The sequence below is a fragment of the Leptospira montravelensis genome, assembly GCF_004770045.1.
Lineage (GTDB): Bacteria > Spirochaetota > Leptospiria > Leptospirales > Leptospiraceae > Leptospira_A > Leptospira_A montravelensis.
The window spans coordinates 171,141-191,528 of record NZ_RQFO01000017.1 but is presented as its reverse complement, the minus strand read 5'-3'; the positions used below and the strand labels follow the sequence as shown (position 1 = coordinate 191,528).

Sequence of the window (20,388 nt, the reverse complement as noted above, 5' to 3'; positions counted from 1 at the left end):
ACTTGACCAAAACAATTGGTCCTAAAGAATAATGGATACGATGATGAATCGCCTGTCACTTTCTATTTTTATCTTGTGCGTTTCTGCCATTCCAGTCGGAAATTTGATGAGCCAAACTCAAAGAAATCATGGTTGGGTGGTTTCGGGTAATTCCTCTAAACTTCTCATCCAAGGAAAAGAAATTTCAAATTCTCGGGATGAGTTTCGCTTTAAAGCTCCGGAAGGAATGAACCAAATCCAAGAGATTGATTATTATCTTATGTTAGGGGAGTATTACCTCCGCAAAAAAGATAAAGTGGGAATCGCAAATATACTTTATGATCTAAGAACGAAAAAAGGAGAGTATGCTTTTGCCGATTCTTTGCTCACTTCTTTATGGAAACAATCACAAGGGGAAGAAGTTCAAGCGATTAAAATCCTTGATACTTATGTGCAAAAAGAACCTAATACTTACTTTCGCAACCTAGCAAAAAATATGCGAACCAATCTTTTTCAAACAGGAGAAGATGAAAAAAAATCAATGGTTCGTATGGATTGTCAAAAGAACAAACCTTACTATTCATTATGCCGAGTTTTTCGATTACAATACTATATTGATTTACCTTCTGGAAAAGAGAAGGATATGCATAAACATTTTGTGAATATCATGCGTGTCAGTTCCCCTTTTTTTGAAGATCCAAATTTAGAATGGATTCCACTGCTCGATCGAATTGACGAAGACCTACCTGCCAAATTAACATTTCTTGGTTTTGTGAGAGAAGGAATTCATTTACAAAAAATGATTATGGATCTCGAAAAAATTGCAGATGGTTTCGTCAGCGAAAATTCAAACGAACGTATGGCTTTTTTCCAAATCCTTTCGGGGGATTATTTAGCCACCGAAGAATCGCTTCTTAACTTTGTGAAATTAGCAAAAGGTAAAAAAGCATCTATCCTCAATAGAGTTTATGTCAAGTTAGGTGCACTTGCTTATTTGCAAAAGGATTATAAAAAATCTTTAGATTATTATTTAAAGTTAGATTTATCGAACTGGTCGGCAGATATTCATCATCCCTATTTAAACGAACCAATGTCTATCAGTGGAGTTAAGGATTTGATTTCAGTAACTTTATACAAAGTTAGTGGAGCCGAAGTCGCGCTTAAAGCATTACAAAAAATTAAAGATCCCGAGAAACTAACGGAGGCAGATATTTGGCCAAAACTTAGAATTTCGCAAATGTTAATGGATCAAAATCCTGAGTTATCATCGAGAATGACAGATGAGATTATTTATATGGCTCAGGAAAAAAAATGGAGAAGGTTGGAGTATGCAGCCACCATTTTACAAGGATACAACCAAATATATAGAAAAGAATTTCGTAAATCCACAATTGAACTAACAAAGAGTAGGGGAATTTTGGATGAAGAAAATGCATTTTATGCGGCCGAGTTTCTTCGAAATTTTGGCTTTGTATTTGCTCATACAGCTTCCGGCAAAAAGGGCCCAGTGAATGGAAACATTCGGGATGGAGTTTCTGATTATTTACAAAACAATCTTTATGAAGATTTGTATTATATTCGCAATTATAGGCCCTTAGCTTTTTCAACCGATTTATTTTTTGAATATGCCTTAAGCCATTTGCGAGATGATAACGATGTTTGGGGACTTTTGGATTCTATTTACAAATACAATGTTGTAAAATGGACACGCAGCTTAAAAGGTAGTCCCCATTCTTTATTTCAAATTCAGTTTGTTGACAAACAATTCCAATATCTCTCTGGTTTTTCCACAACAAGAGAATCAAAGTTTTTTGATTCTACTTATGCCGATAGCCGCGAAACGGAAAGCCAAATTCAAAGAAAAAATGAAGAGGAGTCTGTTCGCAATTTAGAATCTGCTAAACATCCTACTGTTCTTTTATTACCTTACAAAGAAGAGTTTTATCTTTTCACTTTTAATCCGAGAGAATCCAAACGAAACCAACTGAATTGGAAAGTCATACGTTCCCAAAGGCCAGACACATCGGAAGTCATTGAATCTGTTAGAGAGCTTGTGAGTTCCAGTAAAGATAATGAAACTGTGCAAATATATTTGAATGAATCTGGGGCCAGTCTCATGCGTACGCTCAAAAAAGAAATGAAAGATACCGGATTTGTATTTTTCTTTTCACTCCAACCAGGTTCGGATCCTCAAAAACCTTTAAATGTGTTTTCCTGGAAGTGTCCACAAAACATGCGTTCTTTGGAAGGTAAAGGAATGAATTTAGTGGAGACCGCATATTTCGAAGGTTCTCGGATTCTAAAAGAAAAGGAAAGGTTACATCTTTGGGATTTTCCAGCAAATGCCGGTTCTGCGAATGCCGTAGCGAACCTTTCTTGGTCTTGTAAGTCTGAAACTGGTTCTTTTGAAGAAATACCTTTTCTAAAATTATTCCGTCGGATTGATTATCGAACTGTACCAAGGATGGTCGTTTACACCGAACGTGTGGTCGGCAAATCCTTTTTCGATTACTCTTGGCATTACCAATGGCTGCATTTTTGGTTTCGTTCGGGGACAAAAAAAATGGGATACCTTCCAACACTTCCTGTTTTGGATGCGGGAACAGTTTCCGGCCTTGCCGATCCTACTCGTTATCGTGAAGAAGGGGTTTGGATCTATGCCACAGCGCAATAAAAGTGACATAATCATAGTTAAATCTTTTGGACAAATTCCGTGGATCCTGGTCGTTTCCGGTAAAAATCAGCCAAAATTATAGGCGACACTGGGAGATCGGTCCAAAATACTTAATTCTATTCCTCATACCAATGGACCCTGATCATAATACTTTAGTGGTGTTCGAGTTTCTATGGAAATAATCGGCATCTTTCTCATCTTCCTCCTTGTCTTTGTCAATGGTTTCTTCGTAGCAGCCGAGTTTGCTATGGTTTCCATTCGCCCCTCTCGCCTCGAGGAGCTTGTCAAAGAAAACCGAGCAATGGCTCATCTAACTAAAAAAGCCATCTCTAAAATTGACGATATGTTATCGGTTTGCCAAGTGGGAATCACTGTAGCAAGCCTACTCCTTGGTTGGATTGGCGAAGCTTTGTTTGCCAGTGTTGTCACCGGATTTCTTCACATGTTTCAAATTGAACTGGACCTTGTGACCATTCATAGCATATCGATTGGAGTTTCTTTCACACTTATTACATTATTACATGTGATTTTAGGAGAACTAGTTCCGAAAACCCTTGCGATTCAAAACACTGAAGCAATCGCTCTAGGCGTTTCTGGCCCCATGTGGTTGTTTTATTATTTGTTTTTTCCTGTAACCTTCGTAATGAATCGGTTAGCGGGTGGAATTCTTACACTTTTCCGTCTACAAAGGACTGGTGATAAGTATGTTCACTCGGCAGAAGAACTTATGATCATCATAGAGGAACAAAGGAAACAAGGTCGGATTGATAATGCAGAAATGCAACTCATCCAAAAGACTTTTGATTTTTCAGAACATACCGCAAAAGATGTAATGACACATCGACTTTCTATCATTGGAATTTCGCAAGAATCGACGATAGATAAAATGCTCCCTCTCATTGCCGAACATAGTTTTTCTAGATACCCTGTTTATGATCAAACTTTGGATCGAATTGTAGGTATTGTCCATGTTCAAAAATATTTAAAATGGCAAGCGGCACATCTCTCTGCGAAAGGTAAAAAAGAAAAAATCACAGTCATTATGGAAAAGGATTTTGTGAAAGTCCCAGAATCTATGTCCATAGAACGTGTGATGACAAAACTTCGTGAGAAAAAACAACACATGGCAATTGTTATTGATGAATACGGTGGTGTTTCCGGCTTACTTACGTTAGAAGATATTATCGAAGAGTTTTTTGGTGAAATTCGAGATGAAACAGACACCGATGAGGTAGATGTGACATCTAAAAATAAAAAAACCAAAACTATCACTTTAGATGGTGAAACTGAACTATCAAGTTTATCTGATATTTTGGAAGGGGAAGAACCTTCCGATATGGAAGAAGTTAGAACCATCGCTGGTTATTTTATGGAAAAGAACGAAGATATGCCAAAAGAAGGTAGTGTCGTTCAAATCAAAAAAGGAAGTTTGAAGGTTAAAAAAATGGAGGGAAACAAAATCATCTCCATCCAATTCACTCCTAAATTAGAAGAAGATACCGACTCAGAAATGGAAAGGGAACTCTCCTACGAGGACAGATAAATGAAGGAAATTGTAATTGCTGTATCTGGATCCATTGCTTCTTACAAAGCTTGCGATTTGGTAAGAGGTCTTACCAAACAAGGATTTCCAGTTCGTGTGATTATGACTTCCAATGCCACCAAATTTGTGGGAAAAATTACCTTCGAAGCCCTCACGGGAAAACCTGTTAGAGTGGATGAATTTGATACGGGTATGGCTCATATTGAAATCAAAAATATTGCTTCTGTTTTTGCTGTGGTTCCAGCCTCCGCAAATATCATAGGCAAAATGGCCAACGGAATTGCTGACGATTTGGTAACGTCTACTTATTTGGCATGCACATCACCTGTGTTAGTGGCTCCTTCAATGAATCCTGGAATGTATTTACACCCTGCTGTCCAAAGAAATTTAAAAACTTTGGAATCGGATGGAGTGATTATTGTCTCTCCTGACAAAGGGATTGTGGTTTGTGGGGATGAGGGATACGGCAAACTAGCCGCAGTGGAATCCATCATGGAACAAATCATAAAACTTCATACTGCTAATTCATGAATCTAAAATTCAAACGAGTCATTGTTACTTCCGGACCCACACGGGAATGGATTGATCCTGTGCGTTATATTTCCAATGCTTCTTCGGGAAAGATGGGTTACGAAATTGCCACTTCCTTTTTGAAATACCCAGTGGAGGTAGTTTATATTCACGGAAATACCCTGGAACGTTACTCCCATGTCAAGGGTGCAGTTCGAAACATTGAAGTAGAAACCACAATTCAATTAAGAGATGCAGTATTATCAGAAATCAGTAGCGATAGTTTACTTGTGATGGCTGCCGCACCGGCAGATTTTCGCCCCATTATGACTGCTGAACATAAAATTAAAAAAGAAAAAACTTCAGAAGGAACCAAAGGACTCCTACTTGAGTTAGAAGAAAATCCAGATGTATTACAACAGGTCACAGAATATGTTACCGAACACAAAATTTTAAACTCACTTCGAGTTGGTTTTGCCGCTGAAACAAAAGATTTAGACCTTCATGCCAAGGACAAATTGGTTCGAAAAGGACTTACATTTATTGTTGGAAATTATGTTGGATCAGGAATTGGTTTTGGGGAAGTGGATTCTAGTGTTCGTATTTTTGGTGTTAGTGGGCTAGAAAAAGAAATTGGCCCACTTCCTAAGGAAAAAATCGCAGAAGAACTGGTATCTTTTTTAGTGTCCGTTTGATTTAGTTCCAAAACCAAAGGCAAAATAACCAGCAAGAAGTATCAATCCAAAACTTACTATATAGTTCCATTTGATTTTTTCTCCTAAAAAAACTGTAGCAAAGATAATAAATACAAAAATGGTTATCACTTCTTGAATGATTTTTAGTTGGAATCCTTCAAATTTATAAACAGTGAATCCGATCCGATTTGCCGGAACCATTAATACATATTCGAAAAAAGCAATTCCCCAAGAAAACAAAATGATATAAAACATATTGTTTGATTTGGCGTATTTTAAATGTCCATACCAAGCAAAGGTCATAAAGATATTGGAAAGTACTAGAAGAAAGATGGTTAACATAAGTTTCTCTTAATTGTTATTTCTGAATGGCGAATGTATAAATGATTGATAATCTAATAAGAAGCCTTCAAACATAAACAAAAATTTAGTTTGGTTTTGCATCTGGAAACACTTCTTTAAAGATTTCAGGAAGGACTTCTCCTGATTTAGCACTAAAGTGGAATTGCATGGATGGTGTGAGGGTAGTGGTTTCAGGATTGATTTCAATTCCCAATGCCCCATTTCGGATCGCAGTCAATGCTAAGTTTGCAGGAACAGAAACATTGGCACTGGTTCCAATCACAAAAACTATCTGGGCGGCTTTACTAAGTTCCCAGGCTTTGGTTAGAAGTTTGTTGTCATATCCTTCGCCAAACCAAACGATATCGGGTCGTAAAAGAGATTCACATATTGGGCAATACTTTAATCCAGGTTGGTTGATACCTTCTTCCATTAAGGAAAAATTTTCACCACAACTTGTACACCTTGCACGAAAAATATTTCCGTGAATTTCTAATAAGTTTTTGCTACCTGCTTTGGGGTGGAGTCCATCAACGTTTTGTGTAATTAGGTGTATCGAAGGAGAGGCCAGTTGCCATTTTGCAATTGTTAGGTGCCCTGGATTTGGTTTTGCGTCAGCGCAGATCCCACGTCGCCAATCGTACCATTCCCAAACTACATTTGGATGTTTTTTAAACGCTTCTGGTGTTGCTAGTTCTTCGGCTTTGAATGTTTTCCAATATCCGCCCTCTCCTCGAAAGGTGGGAATCCCACTTTCGCTAGAAATTCCTGCCCCCGTGATAAATAAAATATTCTTAGCGGAACGAATTCTCTGGATGATATCGGGAGGAAGGGCACTCATCTATGGGATCATTCTAACAAATCAGGTAAAAAATTAAATCGGAAAAAATAAAGGAAATAGAAAACTGGTAGCCAATGGCTAATCATTGGGAAGAAGTCCAAAAAAAACTAAATTCCATTCACGAAAAACAATTGTTTCGGGAAACGAAGGTCTATCAAGGAATTGACTTTTGTTCCAATGACTATATGGGATTAACGTCTAATCCTCGTATGTTGGAGTTCTTCCAGTCGCGAAAAGATATATATCCATTTGGATCGACAGCATCGCGGTTGGTCCGTGGAAATACAAATTCAATGGATAGGTTTGAATCGGAATTTGCTGATTTTGTTGAAGGGGAGGCCGCACTTTTGGTTTCTACTGGATTTACTGCAAATTTTGGACTTTTAGATTCCATTGCTGCACCCGACTGTTTCGTGTTTACCGATCGATTAAATCACGCTTCTATTTTAGATGGGATTCGCATTTCGGGAGCTAAAAAAAAATATTATAATCATTTGGATTTAAACCACTTACGTAATTTATTAGTAAAAGCTGATTCGGAAGACCCAAACCACAAACATAAACGTATCGTTGTGACTGAAACTTTATTTAGTATGGATGGTGATTCACCTGATTTAAAAACTTTACTAAGTTTAAAAAAGGAATTTGGATTTGTTTTGGTTTTAGACGAGGCCCATACTTTGGGAATTTATGGCCCAAGTGGGAAGGGATTAGTTTTTCGTGATTTGACTTATTCTGAAATCCAATCCATTGATTACAGAGTTTACACTTTGGGAAAATCTTTAGGACTTGAAGGTGGGATCATTGTTACCAAAAAAATAGGACGTGATCACTTAGTGAATGTAATGCGGCCCTTTATTTTTTCCACTGCACCCCTCCCTATGATTTCAGAACTTGCTTCTTTTGCTCTTTCTTTACTTTGTTCTATGGATAAAGAGAGAGAGACTTTATTGGCGTTGGCAAAAATACTAAAAAATTCTTTGGAAGAAAATGGATTTGTTTTAACCAATTCTACTTCGCATATAATCCCCGTTTTACTGACAACTGAGAAAGAGGCTTTATTTTTTGCTAATAGTTTACAAGAGAGAGGATTGGATGTTCGAGCCATCCGTCCTCCCACTGTGTCGACACCAAGGTTACGAATTAGTTTAAATGCAAAACTAAGCTTACCTGATATTCAATTATTAGTCAAGGAACTAGTTTTAATTAGAGAGAATTGGAATTCTCTCTAATTGGTTTATTTTTTTTGTTTGAAATACGATTTAGGTTTCTTCTTCGAATTTGCGGATTTTGTTTTTAATTTGTTCTGTGGTTGTTTTTAAGGCACCAAGAGTTTGATTGGTGTTAGGTGTGATGGGCTCTTTCTTTTTTCTAGTTCCGAATTTGTAAATTCCAAACAAACCTAAAATTCCGAGAGCCAGTAGAGTGAAATTAATCCATGTATCATCAGGTTTGGCCAAAATTTTTGGTCCGAACCCATAGACAATCGAATCAACCATTCCCTGGTTTCCATTTTCTTGAAACATCACTACGATTGGATCTTGTAAAACGGAAGTTCCGAATCCATTTTCCATTTTCGAAATGATTTCTTCTTCTTTCATTCCATCTTTGACTCGGTTTTCGATAAAGGTTTTTAGATAACTCGACGCTGCACACATGTTAAACGAACACGATTGAATAGGGAGACTTGGTAAACAAATACAACGAATGTTTTCCGTAACCTTTAAAAAAGTTTGGATTTGAGCCTCTTCTTTGAGATTTGTGGTCGTTTTTTGTGCTAAAAGTAAACTTGGAAATAGGAAAAAAAATCCAATCACCAATAAAATTGATTTCAAAAGAGAGCGGAACCAAACATTCGTAAAATAGGAAGAAGATTCCTTTGTGGATTCGGTTTTGATTTGATCACCAAATTTCATTCTATCCTACCGTTTTCTTTTTGGTTTCGCCGACTGGGAGCAGTAAAAATATCCCTGATAAGAAATAGAGTAGTGATCCGATCCAAATCAGTTTTACCAGTGGGTTCACCCATACTTCTAAGTTTGCTACAATTTGTTTTGGGAAATTTAGAAATAGTTTAAGTTTATCCATCTCTGTTCCAGGTGTGAAATAATACTGCATAAACATCAATGGAAGGTCAGGATTTTCTGATTTTAAATCAGAGGTTTCAATGGCTCCCAGTTGGATATAAAAATCTTCCTTTGCCATCGAAAGGATTGCAGGTTCACTCGTTGGGATATGGGTTTCAAAATCTCCTGTTAGGTGAGAGATTTGTGGGTAAAACCTTCGTTCTGTAGTTAGATCACTAAGTTTTTCTGTACCTCTAAAAATTCCATAAGTTCCTTCTTGGGAAACAATCACATTTTGAATGTTTGGTTCCCCACCAAGTCCAGAAATCAATACAGGTTTTAGTTTGAGAGTGGAGGCTTCAATTTGATAACCACCAATCATTGCTTTATCAATGGATTGATAGACAATTTCTTCCGAAGTCGGCGGTTGGAGTTCATAAAAGAAACGAACGGATGTATTGATTTTAAAGGCATTTCCAGCATAACCTATAAAAATTAATACTAGAGCAAAATGCACTAAGTATCCACCATACCGCCGTTTGTTTTTGAGTAACATTCGGTAACCGGCTACCAATATATTTTCGTTTTTGAATTCTTCCCTTCGTGCTCGGATTCCTCGGTAGTATTCTTGGATGATTCCGGAAATGGTAAACACACCAATCGTTACAGTCAGAACCGAATACACTTCTGCCAAAACATCTCCATATTTGCTATCTGGTTTGGTAAAGTTTTGCGAATAAAAAAGAATGTAGAGCCCACCACCGACAAGACCTGCAATGAATGGTTTGAGTAAGGTAGAAAAAAATACGGCCCCTGCACCTTTTCTCCAAGCAAGAAGTGGGGCAGCTCCCATGAGAAGCAAAAGAAAAATCCCTGCAGGGACACCCCAGGAGTTAAACCAAGGTGCCTTAAATTCTTTTCCATACAAAAGAGGAGAAAAGACACCGAGCAAAATAGCTGCGGTAGAGAGAACTAATAGAAAGTTGTTTAATAAAAAACTGCCTTCTTTGGAAGTAATGGCTTCTAAATTTCTTTCAGGAGTGAGTTGTTTTCTACGGTAAATCACAAATCCCGTGAAAAATAAAAAACTACCGATGATATAAATGATAAAAGGAGTTCCGATGGTTGATTTGGAAAAACTATGAGGACCTTCCAAAACTCCTGAACGTGTGATCCAAGTTCCTAGTAAACTAAAGTGGAATGCAAGGATGACAAGTAACATATTCCAGAATTTTAACATCCCTCTTCTTTCTTGGATCACTACAGAATGGACAAAGGCACTGGTGAGTAACCAAGGCATAAGGGATGCGTTTTCTACAGGATCCCAAGCCCAATAACCACCCCAACCTAACTCTTCATAGGCCCACTTGGATCCGAGTAAAATCCCTGTTCCCAAAAAGAACCAAGAAAACAAAGTCCATTTGCGAATGAACTTCATCCAGTCTTCTGAAAGTTGGCCAGAAACAAGTGCTGACATTGCAATGGCAAAAGGAATGGAAATACTTACATAACCAATGTAAAGAATCGGTGGATGAATGATCATCGCCCAATGTTGGAGGAGGGGATTCAAACCTCTTCCGGCAGCGGCTTCAGGAACAAATTCACGGAATGGTTGCGCATCTCCATAAAAAACGGCAAGGAAAGAAAAAAATCCAGATAAAACAGCAAGGATAAGATTCATCATCGGAATTCGATCTTCGATGGATTTTCTAGTTTGCCATAATACGATAAAGGTGAAAACACTAAGGATCAAATTCCAAAACAACAAACTTCCGGAGGAACCAGACCAAATCGATGTCATTTTGTAAAATAGAGGTAAGTGTTCACTGGAATGCATGACCACATAATAGTTGCTATAGTCTGATCGGACCAGTTGTGTTAATAAAACAGTAAAGGTAAGTACGATGACAAATGGATTTGTCATGAGGGCAAGTCGGCCAAGTTCTATGGCCTTTCTGTCTTGTTTATAAATTCCGTAGATGGTTTGTAAGGCGGAAAAAATTAATACGGCGAGTGATGCAGATAAAAGGATGGTTCCTAAATTGTTCATTTTTCCTCAGCGTATCCCGCTTCATATTTCGAAGCACATTTTGCTTCTACGTGACTAGCCACTAGGACCCCGTGGTCTAACTTTCCATCCACTCGAGCCCTGGCTCCTTCTTTAAAAGCATCAGGCAAAAGTGTTTCCCCAGTAAAAAAAACTGGAATGATTTGATCGTTTAGTTCTAAATCAAATTTGGCTTTTTTTCCTTCGCGGACAAGGCTTCCCACCCGCACAAATCCTCTTACGCGTAGGTTTTGTTCTGAATACTTAGTTTGGTTTGCTGCTAGTTCGGAAGCATCCAAAAGGAGATAGGAGGTCTCTTGCGAAGAGAAATAAGCAATTCCGCCGAGAGAAAGTCCAATGAGAAACAAAAGAGTTAAAAACTTACGATTCATAATCCATTCTTTAGACGGATTCCCGTCTTTCCTCTAACCTCTCTGATTGCAGGTTTCGGTCAAACAAAAAGGTCTTAAAAAATACCAGAGAAAATCGACTGTTATAAATAGGATTTGGCACGATACACAAAATATCCCACCCATTCCTTGATCGATAATGTCGTTTGGTCTAAAAAGCCGGAAGAAGGAATGTAGAGTTCAAAGGCTCCCGATTGTAAATTTGTCGAACGGTAATCTGTCGGAAAGGCAACAAAAGATATGTTTTGTTTCTGAAAACAACCTGCTGCCCGTTTCATATGGAAAGCAGAGGTAATAAGAACCGCAGATTCTATCTTTTTTTCAGTGAGTAACTTCTTTGTTTCGACTGCATTTTCGTAGGTATTTCGGGAATTGTTTTCCCAAATTAAATCTTTTTCTGGAACACCAAGACCTAAAAACAATTCCTTTGCTAAGTCTGCTTCTCGATAAACATCCGTAAAAAGAAGTCCCGATCCACCTGTAAAAAGAATCTTTTTAACTTTCCCCGCTTTATATAGCCGGATCGCATCCGTTAACCTGTCTACCGAGTCCGTAAGTTCAGGCCTTCCTGGATGCGAAGAAATGGTTTGGATCATCCCACCTAAAACTATGGCTACTTCTGATGGGGGAACCTCTTTGATGTGGATGGGTGGATAATCTTTTTCCAGGGATCTTAATAAAAAATTCGCCACATACGCGTTAGATGCCAGATATAAAAACAATACGATCCCTATAAGGCGTAATTTTCCTTGTTTTGACTTTGTTTTTAGAATGAGAAAGAAAGATAAGATAAAAAAAATAGGAAGGGGGAAAAGTAATACCGTACCAAGTTTAGAAAGTGTAAAAAAGAGTGAATCCATTGGTAGTAAGATTCTGAATCCAAGGGAATCTTACCAGTCTAAATCAGGACCGAAAACCCCAATCCCACTCCCCCAATATTGGGAAGGATGTGGGTAACGAACGGAAATGCCGAGCGGCGACCTGGAATATTTCCAATCCCTTGCAATTTGTTTGCGTTGTTGGATTTGTTCTTCGGGAGTGGAGGATTCGATTTTATGTAAATAAGCTTTGGTCATATCCACCCATTCTTTGATGGCGGAAGGATTTTGTTTTTTTAAATCTTGGATCAAAATTCTAAGTTCAAATTCTGCATCTTCTCTTTGGTCCCGAGCAATTTCGGATACTTCCGCATTTGCACCAAAAATGGTTTCACTTCCTTCGGTTCGGTCGACTGTGTCTCTCCATTTTGCATAGGCAATCATCAAATCCTTTGTTTCGTTATACCTAAACATAATAACAAAACGATTGTTCTTCTTTCTAAAAAACGCAATCGAAAATTACAAACAAGCTAAGTTTGTTTTTCGTCTAAAACAAGTGAAGTCCCTAAGCTTATATTCCATCCTTGTTTTTTTTGTTCTATCCTGTTTCGCTGATGTTAGTGTTCGTACATCGCACCATACCCCTAGCGGGTTCAAAAACCCAAATCCTAATTTTGAAACAAAAGGTTTTTGGAATGTAATCACTTGGCAAATCCAAAGATTTCGATTGCCTTATAGTGTGGATCCCATTGATTACTCGGACTTTCCCGTTGTCGAGAATGATGGAAATCAGTTAAAAACAAATTTATCCCAACTTTCTGTGACTTGGGTGGGACATGCAACCACTCTCATCCAAATTGATGGAGTGAACATCCTAACCGATCCCATTTGGAGCGAAAGGTGTTCCCCTATTAGTTTTATTGGCCCTAAAAGGTATACCCCACCAGGAATCAAAATCGATGACTTACCAAAAATAGACTTAATCATTTTATCGCACAATCATTATGATCATACGGACTTACCCACACTGAAACAATTAGAAGAAAAATTTCATCCTCTAGTTCTCACAGGACTTGGAAACAGAAAACTTCTGTTAGATGAAGGGATACGGAATGTTCAAGAGATGGATTGGTGGGAAAAAACTACGATGAAAGATCTAAAAATTACTTTCACACCCACCCAACATTTTAGTGGTCGTGGATTGTTCGATCGAGATAAAACTCTTTGGGGAAGTTATTTGATTTCTGGAAAAAAAGAGAAAGTTTACTTTGGGGGAGATACTGGGTATTATACTCATTTCCAAGAGATCACAAATCAATTGGGGCCAGTAGACGTTGCTATCTTACCGATTGGGGCTACCGAACCTCGTTGGCTTATGGAACCTGTGCATATCGATCCAAAACAAGCAGTTCAAGCTTTTGGCGACCTAAAGGCAAAGTACTTAGTTCCCATGCATTATATGACCTTTGTTCTTTCTGATGAGCCGCTGGATTCTCCTGTGCCCCGCACTATAGAAGAGTTAAAACGAGCAGGATTCAAAGAAGGGCAGTTGGTTCCTTTAAAAATTGGAGAATCACGGTTTTTTTAGTTCCAAGAGGTTTGGATTTCGGATAAGCTGTCCTAAAAAAATAGGATGGTGAGCATGTTGAAGAAGCTTCTCACAATGATAGTATTCCTGGTTTGTTTGTCTGTGACAACAGCAGGTTTATTTGCGGAAGATCCGACTCCAGTTCAGACGCAAACAACCACTCAGGAAGAAACAGGACATTCGTCTCATGGCGAGTCAGTACACGAGGAACTACCGTATTGGACGGTTTTACCTTTTGTTGCCATTTTACTTTCCATCGCAATCTTACCGGTTGCCTCTCACAAAACTTCTCATTGGTGGGAAGACAATAATAACAAATTGATCCTTGCTGTGGGACTCGGAGCCATTTCTTTTGTGGTTCTACTGGTTTATGGTTACAGCCATAATATTGTTCACACAGTATTTTTTGATTATATTCCTTTTATCATTTTACTCGGATCATTGTTTTATATTTCCGGGGGAATTGTAATCAAGGGAGACATTCATGCAACTCCTCTTAATAACACATTGTACTTGTTAATTGGTGCTGGCCTTGCTTCCTTTATTGGAACGACTGGTGCTTCTATGTTACTCATTCGTCCTTTGTTAAAAACAAATAGCGAAAGAAAACATGTAGTTCACACAGTTGTGTTTTTTATCTTCCTTGTTTCCAATATTGGTGGATCATTAACTCCACTCGGCGACCCTCCACTTTTTCTTGGTTATTTGAAAGGAGTTCCTTTTACTTGGACATTCAAACTTTTACCTGAGATGCTCGTGGCAGTTTCTATATTGTTAGTAGTGTATTTCGTTTGGGATACCTTAGCTTACAAAAAAGAAACCAAAAAAGATTTAAAACGCGACGATAAACTCGCCACTCCTTTTTCCATTGGTGGTCAAGTGAACTTCATTTGGTTACTTGGTGTGATTTTGGCAGTTGCTTTTTTAAACAGTAACTACATTCCAGAAATTAACCAAACTCCATCACTTGGATTTATCCGTGAGGCAGTGTTAATTATTCTGATTGGTCTTTCTAAGTTTACTTCTAAAGAAGCAGATCGTAAGTTTAACAATTTTACTCTGCATCCGATCCAAGAAGTGGCATACTTATTTATCGGGATTTTCATTACCATGATTCCTGCTCTTGTTTTACTTGAGGCACATGGTAAAGAACTTGGGATTACACAAAACTGGCAGTTTTTCTGGGCCACAGGAGCATTCTCCTCTGTTTTGGACAATGCGCCAACTTACCTCACCTTTGGTTCGTTAGCTTCTGGACTTCTCACTCCAGCGGGTGCAGCGGCTCCTCTCACGTTAGGTCAGTTCATTGGAAATGTCCAAGCGGAAGAGATTTTAAAAGCCATTTCGGTGGGTGCGGTGTTTATGGGTGCCAATACCTATATCGGTAACGCTCCAAACTTTATGGTAAAATCTGTTGCCGAAGAAAACAAAGTAAAGATGCCATCTTTCGGTGGATACTTAGCATATTCGATGGGAATTTTAGTTCCTGTTTTTATCCTCATTACTTTCGTGTTCTTCGTCTAAACTTTTGGACAAACCGGGGACTTTTCCCCGGTTTTAAATCATTTTGAACTTATCTAAACTTCAATCCTTATCAAAAACTGGTTCATTTTCTCATTTAACTGACGTTCGCCTATCTTTAGAGAAAGAACGAAACCAATTGGAAACTATATTAAAGTTTTCAAAAGAAAAATTAATTTATGGAATCCATACTGGATTTGGGCCCCATGCCTTCGCCTCCAATGAGGATACCGAAAAAATCCAAAAATCATTAATCTATCATTTAACTGTAGAACCCGTATTTTCTCTCGATGGGATTCCTCATTCCCATTTGAGTCATAATGAAGCAAGGGCAGTTCTTGCAGCGAGGATACACTGTTTATCTCTTGGTGGATCGGGAATTGATTTTAAAACATTAGAACTATTGAATACACTTTTGGAGTTGGATTGTATTCCTGTTTTACCTGAAAAAGGTTCACTATCTGCCTCTGGCGATTTGATTCCTCTTAGTTATATTCCTTTGGCACTTCTTGGTGAATCTGGGTTTACTGGAAAAGGAAAGGATTTAGGGCCGAGTCGGTGGAATGGTGGAACTTCCCAAATTCCAGGTTTACCTTGGACACCAAAGGCAAAAGAAGCCATTTCTCTTACCAATGGAACAAGTTTTACCACGGCTCTCCTCGGGCTCCAAGTCCTTGAATTTCGAAACATACTTTCTTATAGTTTGGAACTACTCGAGTTTTTATTTAGTTTTCATTCTGTATTTTCTGATGCCTTCCATCCGGCTTACCATAACCACAAACAGTTTCATGGCCCAAAAGAAATTGTTAAAATTCTTTATCCTGTGGTTTCAAAACATTCCAAAGAGAAAAAAGAAGGAAGTCGAATCCAAGATATATATTCCATTCGTTGTATTCCTCAAATTCTTGGTTCTATTTTGGATGAAATGATTTCTGTAGGACAAATCGTAGAACAAGAGTTAAATTCTCTTTCAGACAATCCTGTTTTAATTCCAACGGAAGAGGGGGTTCGGTTTGCTGAAGGTGGTGGGTTTTATGCTGCCCAAGTCAGTTTTGCGGCTGATCGATTGCAGAATGCGATGGCTGTTTGGTTTACTTGGGTCGATCGTTTTTTGAATTATCTCTACGAACCTAAAGAAAACGGAGAGTTTCCTTTGATGTTATCAGATAAACCTGGTACATACGCAGGATTATCGGGGTTAGGGCTTATGTCGACCCACCTAACAGCAGAAGTGAGAAGAGATAGTATGCCAGGTTCTGTGCAGTCTGTTCCCACCAATGGCAATAACCAAGACATTGTTCCTATGGGTGCCATTTCTGTTTTGAGAAATCGCAGAACGGTTGTCAGTGGGTATAAATTATTATCTATTTTGGCATTTTCGGTTTTCCAGTCATCTCGGTTTGCCAAAAGAAAGGATCTAATTCCAAATAAAGATTTGTTTGCCGGCCTAAAGACAATGGCGGCGGATCGAAGTCTGGACTTTGAAATCCAGACTTTGATGGAAAGGTTTAAAAATTCTACTTCTTCTCTTGTAAAGATTCCAAACGGTTGAGACCAAACCCAAGTATTAGACCAAAAACTAAAGCAGCGAGAGGGATTTGTGTTTCTGCAAAATCATTTGGTAGAACGTTCTTTGCTGTAGCAATTTGAATGTCTCGTTTGACTTCTCCCGACCTTCCCACGATTGCCTGGCCATGTGCATAATCCTTAAAAGGCCAAAGGATAAAAAACGATCCGAGGATGAGTCCAAGGAGGAAAGTCATGGTATGGGATTTATATTTTACAAATAACCATTTTACAAAATGAGTAAAAATAAGAAGTCCGAGCAAACATCCAATTCCAAACGCTCCTAGAAAAATAATAGAACTTGGTTCGAGGATGGAAGAAAGTTTCCCAATCACTATTTGGTATTCACCTAACACAAGCATGATGTAAGATCCAGAAATACCTGGTAAAATCATTGCGGAGATGGCAACGGCTCCTGTGAGAAAGGCAATCAAAGGATTTTCGGAACCAGTTGTATCACCCATAAAGAAACTAGGGACAATGGTAAGTAAAATTCCTGGAATAAGGAATAACCAAACAAAGAAACTATGTTTTTCGATGAGTTTGTATGGAACAGCAAGAGATGGAAAAATAAGTCCGATGAAAAGGGCAAGTGTTGCTTGTGGATGATTTTGGAGTAAAAACTGGATGAGTTTGGCACCAGAGACTACGGAAAGTAAAAGTCCGATTCCAAGGAAGACAAGAAACCAAAAATCGATACGTTTCATTTCTAAAGCAAAACGTTCTCTTACATCTTTTTTCCAAAATCCAAATACAAGTGCTAATGAAACTTTGATGGTATCGAAGTTTAAGGAAGTGATGGCAGTGATTAGCCTGTCATAGAGCCCTAGAATGAGTGCAAAAGTCCCTCCGGAAACACCGGGAATGAGGTTGGCGATCCCGATGAGAAAACCATTGAGAAGGCAGAATAGAATTTCTTTTTTCGATAGAGGCATAAAGGAAAGGATGTGAGTCCAAAGTCTTTATGCAAGGTTTTTTCTAGGTACTAAAAGCCAAAGGATTCCATAACTGATCGATGCAAAAAGAAATAAAATAATAAATAGAAGCAGATTGGAAATGCCATTAGTTTTTAAGATAAAATGGATACAAACAATGAGAAGGTTTAAGAGGGAAAAAATACAAAGTGATCCAACTTTTCCGAACTTGGTTTCCGTGATTCTTTGAAATAGGTGTTCTCTATGTGCGGAGAATAGATGTTTTTTTTGGAAGAATCGTTTGATTAAGGTAAAAATCCCATCCAACCAAAAGTAAGGAAACAAATAAAAGTAATAGGTGATATCCCAAATTTCCGATTTTTCTGTTCCCCACTTCCCAACAAACAACGGTAATGCCATAACAAAAAAACCTAATGCTAAAGACCCACTATCTCCCATAAATAGTTTGGCTCTTGGAAAATTATAAAATATAAATCCGAACATAGAAAGAAACAAGATTCCATACAAACTGTATCCACTATTTCCAATGGAGTAAAAATCGGGAGCCGTTAGGACTAATGAAAAATAAGATAAGAATAAGGTAGTGACTAAATACCAATCCATCCCATCCATAAAGTTTACTAGGTTTACTGCAAAAACAAGAAAGATGGTGAGAACAGCAACTTGGAGCGAATTGGTGAGAAATACGGCTCCAAAATAGGAAACCACGGGGTTTATCCAAACTAAAAATACAGCCACAGTTGTGAGTTCCAGAAACAAGCGAAGTTTAGGACTTAGGTGATACAAATCATCAAGGAAACCTATGATAGAAAAAATAAAAACTCCGACTAACAAGAGATAAATGTCTTTTTTGGGGACCCAGTCTTCTGGTAAGGAAAATGCTTCTCTCGTTTGGGGGCAAAAAAAGAGAGAAATAACAGAAAGGAGAAACAAGGGAATAAAAAACATTCCCCCAGATTTCTTTGTGATTACATTGTGCAAACTCCGTTCGTTTGGCACATCTTTGACCCCAAATCGAGAATAAACATAAAATGAATGCAAAATAAGGCTTAGAATCGCAAGAATGGCAAACATTGGCGGAAAAAAATAGAGCATTTTCGTAAAGTTTATCGGTATGGGGTCTTTTGGCAGTTTTTTATTGCAAAATTCCGTCCCTCTTCGATGTTTAATTTATGTTTCAGGGCGTTTATACCGCGGTCATCACCCCCTTCCGCCAGGGGAAAATCGATTATGATAGTTATTTTAAAATCCTAGAAAACCAGATCCGCTCCGGCGTGGCGGGTGTGGTTCCTTGTGGGACAACAGGGGAATCTCCCACCCTTTCTTACGAAGAACATAAGGAACTCATCCAAAAAACCGTAAATGTTGTGGCAGGGAAAATCCAAGTCATTGCAGGCACTGGTTCAAACTCTACGAAAGAGGCCATTGAGCTCACGGAGTCTGCATGTGCTGATGGAGTAGACGGAATCCTTACGGTCAATCCATACTACAACAAACCCACACAAGAGGGAATGTATCGTCATTTTACAGAAATCGCTAATGTATCATCTAAACCGGTGATGTTATACAACATTCCTGGGAGGACCAATGTCAATTTACTTCCGGAAACTGTTGTAAGGCTTTCTGCCCATCCAAAAATCGCGGCCATCAAAGAAGCAACAGGCGATTTAGGACAAATGGCAAAGGTAATTGCGGCCACGCCACCTGACTTTGATTTGTTGTCAGGTGACGATAACCTAACCTTACCAGTGTTATCGATCGGCGGAAAGGGAGTAGTTTCTGTGGTTTCAAATCTTTTTCCTCGCGCTTGTGTGGATATGGTTTCCTTATATTTACGTGGAGACTTAGAAGCTTCCAAAAAGATTTATTACAAACTTCTTCCTGTATTTATCAATGCCTTTATCGAAACCAATCCCATTCCTATCAAAGCTGCTATGAGTTGGTTTGGGTATTGCGAAAATGAACTTCGTCTTCCAATGACTTCTTTATCTGAAGGATCGGCGGCAGATACCTTTAAAAAAATTGTATTCCAATTAAAAGAGGAAGGCATTGTCTAAAATCAAAGTAGGTGTCATCGGCGCTGGTGGAAGGATGGGAAAGGCCATCATCCAAGTGCTTTCTCTTTCTAAAAAATCGGAGTTAAGTGCTGCCGTTGTAAGAGAAGGTGCTGTGTATGCTGGATTTGATTCGGGAAACCATGCAGGTATCAAAGAATCGGGTATTTTACTTTCTACCGACTTACAAAAAGCATGTGAGACTTCGGATGTCCTAATCGATTTTAGTACTCATACTGGTTTCGAATCTATTTTAAATGCGGCATTAACTAGTAAAAAACCTTTGGTGATCGGAACCACTGGATTAACTGATGCTGACAAGGCTCTCATTCAATCGGCGGCAACTTCGATTCCTATCGTGTTTTCGCCTAATATGTCAGTAGGTGTGAATCTTTTGTTTAAATTAACAGAGATCGCAGCTAAAGTATTAGATGAAGATTTTGATGTAGAAGTTCTCGATATCCACCATAGACATAAAAAGGATGCACCTTCGGGAACTGCTATGTATTTAAAAGAGGTTCTTTTAAATGCTACAAAACGTACGGAAGAAAATGTCATCTACGGTCGTCATGGAATGTATTCCGAAAGAGACCAAAAAGAAATTGCCATGCACACAATGCGCGCTGGTGAAGTGGTTGGGGAACATACTGTCTATTTTTTAAGTTCTGAAGAACGAATTGAAATCACTCATAAAGCGCAAGATCGTAAAACTTTTGCTACGGGTGCTGTAAAGGCCGCCGAATTTTTACACGGCAAATCAAAAGGTCTTTATAATATGTTCGATGTGTTAGGAATATAA

The 20,388-nt window shown here is 38.4% G+C and carries 19 protein-coding genes; 10 read left to right on the top strand and 9 right to left on the bottom strand.

Going from position 1 to position 20,388, the window contains the following annotated elements; genetic code table 11:
- The first annotated feature begins 43 nt into the window (after positions 1 to 43).
- The 4 genes from EHQ31_RS14820 (at position 44) to EHQ31_RS14805 (ending at position 5,401) form a co-directional block, all read left to right on the top strand.
- Positions 44 to 2,653 (top strand): hypothetical protein, encoded by a 2,610-nt coding sequence (locus EHQ31_RS14820; protein WP_135573964.1) that lies wholly within the window; start codon positions 44 to 46, stop codon positions 2,651 to 2,653.
- A 172-nt stretch (positions 2,654 to 2,825) separates the two neighbouring features.
- Positions 2,826 to 4,196: a hemolysin family protein gene (locus EHQ31_RS14815; RefSeq protein WP_135571497.1), complete on the top strand. Its 1,371-nt coding sequence runs from the start codon at positions 2,826 to 2,828 to the stop codon at positions 4,194 to 4,196.
- A complete protein-coding gene (locus EHQ31_RS14810; protein ID WP_135571495.1) occupies positions 4,197 to 4,727 on the top strand; it encodes a phosphopantothenoylcysteine decarboxylase in 531 nt (176 codons plus the stop codon).
- Complete coding sequence (locus tag EHQ31_RS14805; RefSeq protein WP_135571493.1) at positions 4,724 to 5,401, top strand: phosphopantothenoylcysteine decarboxylase domain-containing protein; 678 nt, start codon at positions 4,724 to 4,726, stop codon at positions 5,399 to 5,401. Before EHQ31_RS14810 ends, EHQ31_RS14805 begins: the two co-directional genes overlap by 4 nt.
- Here EHQ31_RS14805 and EHQ31_RS14800 read toward each other — a convergent pair.
- Both EHQ31_RS14800 and EHQ31_RS14795 read right to left on the bottom strand, forming a co-directional pair.
- Entirely contained in the window at positions 5,387 to 5,743 is a 357-nt protein-coding gene (locus tag EHQ31_RS14800; protein ID WP_135571491.1) for a DMT family protein, read from the bottom strand. The two genes, EHQ31_RS14805 and EHQ31_RS14800, sit on opposite strands and share 15 nt — an antisense overlap.
- A gap of 85 nt (positions 5,744 to 5,828) precedes the next feature.
- Positions 5,829 to 6,584 carry an SIR2 family NAD-dependent protein deacylase gene (locus EHQ31_RS14795; protein WP_135571489.1) on the bottom strand — a complete coding sequence of 252 codons (756 nt, stop codon included), beginning with the start codon at positions 6,582 to 6,584 and terminating at the stop codon, positions 5,829 to 5,831.
- A gap of 74 nt (positions 6,585 to 6,658) precedes the next feature.
- Here EHQ31_RS14795 and EHQ31_RS14790 point away from each other — a divergent pair, with 74 nt between their 5' ends.
- A complete protein-coding gene (locus EHQ31_RS14790) occupies positions 6,659 to 7,816 on the top strand; it encodes an aminotransferase class I/II-fold pyridoxal phosphate-dependent enzyme (protein WP_135571487.1) in 1,158 nt (385 codons plus the stop codon).
- A gap of 30 nt (positions 7,817 to 7,846) precedes the next feature.
- Here the strand turns inward: EHQ31_RS14790 and EHQ31_RS14785 are convergent, their stop codons facing one another.
- The 5 genes from EHQ31_RS14785 to EHQ31_RS14765 all read right to left on the bottom strand — a co-directional run bounded on the left by EHQ31_RS14785 (position 7,847) and on the right by EHQ31_RS14765 (position 12,399).
- Positions 7,847 to 8,500, bottom strand: a complete 654-nt coding sequence (locus EHQ31_RS14785; RefSeq protein ID WP_135571485.1) for a cytochrome c-type biogenesis protein CcmH — start codon at positions 8,498 to 8,500, stop codon at positions 7,847 to 7,849.
- Position 8,501: 1 nt separating this feature from the next.
- Positions 8,502 to 10,700, bottom strand: coding sequence for a heme lyase CcmF/NrfE family subunit (locus EHQ31_RS14780; RefSeq protein ID WP_135571483.1), 2,199 nt, complete (start codon positions 10,698 to 10,700; stop codon positions 8,502 to 8,504).
- The gene (locus EHQ31_RS14775) at positions 10,697 to 11,089 is read right to left on the bottom strand and encodes a cytochrome c maturation protein CcmE domain-containing protein (protein WP_135571481.1); all 393 of its coding nucleotides are present in this window, start codon (positions 11,087 to 11,089) and stop codon (positions 10,697 to 10,699) included. The genes EHQ31_RS14780 and EHQ31_RS14775 overlap by 4 nt, the downstream gene beginning before the upstream one ends.
- Before the next feature lie 101 nt (positions 11,090 to 11,190).
- Positions 11,191 to 11,967 (bottom strand): YdcF family protein, encoded by a 777-nt coding sequence (locus tag EHQ31_RS14770; protein WP_135571479.1) that lies wholly within the window; start codon positions 11,965 to 11,967, stop codon positions 11,191 to 11,193.
- 30 nt (positions 11,968 to 11,997) lie between these two features.
- A complete protein-coding gene (locus EHQ31_RS14765; protein WP_135571477.1) occupies positions 11,998 to 12,399 on the bottom strand; it encodes a hypothetical protein in 402 nt (133 codons plus the stop codon).
- Between the two features lie 13 nt (positions 12,400 to 12,412).
- Here EHQ31_RS14765 and EHQ31_RS14760 point away from each other — a divergent pair, with 13 nt between their 5' ends.
- From EHQ31_RS14760 to EHQ31_RS14750, 3 genes are read left to right on the top strand one after another with little or no spacing between them, the layout of a single operon-like run.
- Positions 12,413 to 13,513, top strand: coding sequence for an MBL fold metallo-hydrolase (locus EHQ31_RS14760; RefSeq protein WP_244247411.1), 1,101 nt, complete (start codon positions 12,413 to 12,415; stop codon positions 13,511 to 13,513).
- 57 nt (positions 13,514 to 13,570) lie between these two features.
- Positions 13,571 to 15,037, top strand: coding sequence for a sodium:proton antiporter (locus EHQ31_RS14755; RefSeq protein ID WP_208652800.1), 1,467 nt, complete (start codon positions 13,571 to 13,573; stop codon positions 15,035 to 15,037).
- A 43-nt stretch (positions 15,038 to 15,080) separates the two neighbouring features.
- Entirely contained in the window at positions 15,081 to 16,586 is a 1,506-nt protein-coding gene (locus tag EHQ31_RS14750; protein ID WP_135571472.1) for an aromatic amino acid ammonia-lyase, read from the top strand.
- Here the strand turns inward: EHQ31_RS14750 and EHQ31_RS14745 are convergent.
- Together EHQ31_RS14745 and EHQ31_RS14740 are read right to left on the bottom strand one after the other, a co-directional pair.
- Positions 16,552 to 17,535 (bottom strand): DUF368 domain-containing protein, encoded by a 984-nt coding sequence (locus EHQ31_RS14745; protein ID WP_135571470.1) that lies wholly within the window; start codon positions 17,533 to 17,535, stop codon positions 16,552 to 16,554. The genes EHQ31_RS14750 and EHQ31_RS14745 overlap by 35 nt on opposite strands.
- A 27-nt stretch (positions 17,536 to 17,562) precedes the next feature.
- On the bottom strand, positions 17,563 to 18,630 hold the full coding sequence (locus EHQ31_RS14740; RefSeq protein WP_135571468.1) for an MraY family glycosyltransferase: 1,068 nt from the start codon (positions 18,628 to 18,630) through the stop codon (positions 17,563 to 17,565).
- A 77-nt stretch (positions 18,631 to 18,707) separates the two neighbouring features.
- Between EHQ31_RS14740 and dapA the strand changes: the two genes are divergently transcribed.
- Both dapA and dapB read left to right on the top strand, forming a co-directional pair.
- A complete protein-coding gene (gene dapA / locus EHQ31_RS14735) occupies positions 18,708 to 19,592 on the top strand; it encodes a 4-hydroxy-tetrahydrodipicolinate synthase (RefSeq protein ID WP_135571466.1) in 885 nt (294 codons plus the stop codon).
- Positions 19,585 to 20,388 (top strand): 4-hydroxy-tetrahydrodipicolinate reductase, encoded by an 804-nt coding sequence (gene dapB / locus EHQ31_RS14730; RefSeq protein WP_135571465.1) that lies wholly within the window; start codon positions 19,585 to 19,587, stop codon positions 20,386 to 20,388. Before dapA ends, dapB begins: the two co-directional genes overlap by 8 nt.

Bases quoted from the DNA above. Each gene is read 5' to 3' on its own strand.
- EHQ31_RS14820 (WP_135573964.1), top strand. From the start codon at position 44: ATGAATCGCCTGTCACTTTCTATTTTTATCTTGTGCGTTTCTGCCATT.
- EHQ31_RS14815 (WP_135571497.1), top strand. From the start codon at position 2,826: ATGGAAATAATCGGCATCTTTCTCATCTTCCTCCTTGTCTTTGTCAAT.
- EHQ31_RS14810 (WP_135571495.1), top strand. From the start codon at position 4,197: ATGAAGGAAATTGTAATTGCTGTATCTGGATCCATTGCTTCTTACAAA.
- EHQ31_RS14805 (WP_135571493.1), top strand. From the start codon at position 4,724: ATGAATCTAAAATTCAAACGAGTCATTGTTACTTCCGGACCCACACGG.
- EHQ31_RS14800 (WP_135571491.1), bottom strand. From the start codon at position 5,743: ATGTTAACCATCTTTCTTCTAGTACTTTCCAATATCTTTATGACCTTT.
- EHQ31_RS14795 (WP_135571489.1), bottom strand. From the start codon at position 6,584: ATGAGTGCCCTTCCTCCCGATATCATCCAGAGAATTCGTTCCGCTAAG.
- EHQ31_RS14790 (WP_135571487.1), top strand. From the start codon at position 6,659: ATGGCTAATCATTGGGAAGAAGTCCAAAAAAAACTAAATTCCATTCAC.
- EHQ31_RS14785 (WP_135571485.1), bottom strand. From the start codon at position 8,500: ATGAAATTTGGTGATCAAATCAAAACCGAATCCACAAAGGAATCTTCT.
- EHQ31_RS14780 (WP_135571483.1), bottom strand. From the start codon at position 10,700: ATGAACAATTTAGGAACCATCCTTTTATCTGCATCACTCGCCGTATTA.
- EHQ31_RS14775 (WP_135571481.1), bottom strand. From the start codon at position 11,089: ATGAATCGTAAGTTTTTAACTCTTTTGTTTCTCATTGGACTTTCTCTC.
- EHQ31_RS14770 (WP_135571479.1), bottom strand. From the start codon at position 11,967: ATGGATTCACTCTTTTTTACACTTTCTAAACTTGGTACGGTATTACTT.
- EHQ31_RS14765 (WP_135571477.1), bottom strand. From the start codon at position 12,399: ATGTTTAGGTATAACGAAACAAAGGATTTGATGATTGCCTATGCAAAA.
- EHQ31_RS14745 (WP_135571470.1), bottom strand. From the start codon at position 17,535: ATGCCTCTATCGAAAAAAGAAATTCTATTCTGCCTTCTCAATGGTTTT.
- EHQ31_RS14740 (WP_135571468.1), bottom strand. From the start codon at position 18,630: ATGCTCTATTTTTTTCCGCCAATGTTTGCCATTCTTGCGATTCTAAGC.
- dapA (WP_135571466.1), top strand. From the start codon at position 18,708: ATGTTTCAGGGCGTTTATACCGCGGTCATCACCCCCTTCCGCCAGGGG.